The organism is Photobacterium sp. R1 (assembly GCF_054600795.1).
In genome coordinates this window covers 1-291 of the sequence record NZ_BAAHZP010000409.1, presented here as the reverse complement: position 1 = coordinate 291, position 291 = coordinate 1, and the positions used below count along the sequence as shown (strand labels likewise).

Here is a 291-nt window from a genome sequence, read left to right as displayed (position 1 = left end):
CCTTTTTTCAGAATCGGACTGGTTTTGTTGAATTCAGCAATGGCTTTACGGCGCGCTTTATACTCACTGCTGGCTTCCAGCTGCTCAGTAATGTCATGAATGAAGTTGTCTTCCACTTTCTGGTAGTAGTGGGTGACATTGCGATCATCATGGCCGTAATAGTTCACCTTGCGCACATCCAGCGGATCTTTGCCCAGATGCTGGGCGATTTCGTCCATGATGTTCTCAATGGTCATCATGCACTGCGGGCCACCGAAACCACGGTAAGCCGTATTCGAAGCTGTATTGGTT

Annotated in this window: 1 protein-coding gene; it reads right to left on the bottom strand. The window is 48.5% G+C overall.

The window, feature by feature from the left end; all coding sequences use genetic code 11:
• Positions 1-291, bottom strand: a 291-nt coding sequence (locus ACYP03_RS25640; RefSeq protein ID WP_459782625.1) for a molybdopterin cofactor-binding domain-containing protein, incomplete at both ends; no start/stop codon positions are given.